This window comes from Pseudoalteromonas sp. S327 (assembly GCF_005886415.1).
Lineage (GTDB): Bacteria > Pseudomonadota > Gammaproteobacteria > Enterobacterales > Alteromonadaceae > Pseudoalteromonas > Pseudoalteromonas atlantica.
The window spans coordinates 1-263 of sequence record NZ_PNDP01000152.1 but is presented as its reverse complement, the minus strand read 5'-3'; the positions used below and the strand labels follow the sequence as shown (position 1 = coordinate 263).

1 protein-coding gene is annotated in these 263 nt (G+C 41.4%); it reads right to left on the bottom strand.

The window, feature by feature from the left end; all coding sequences use genetic code 11:
- Positions 1-263 (bottom strand): cupredoxin domain-containing protein (locus CWB60_RS20520; RefSeq protein ID WP_502704744.1); only part of this gene is annotated, 263 nt, incomplete at both ends.

Below are 263 nucleotides of genomic sequence, written 5' to 3'. Positions count from 1 at the left end.
GCACTGGCATTGAAATTGATTCCGGGAAAAGCTGCGCCACTGTAATTAGCTGAAAAGCCTTTAAATGTGACCGGCTGATTTGCGATTAAATGAAGCTTGGTTTCCATGGCTGCCATAGAATAAATTTGACTTCCTAGCTGAGGAATAAAAAACGAGTTCATTGTGCTTTCTGAAGTGATTTTGTAGTCCACCGGCACATTCGCCGGTAATACCATTTCTTTTACCGTTGCAATACCTAGCTCTGGGTAATTATATAGCGAGTT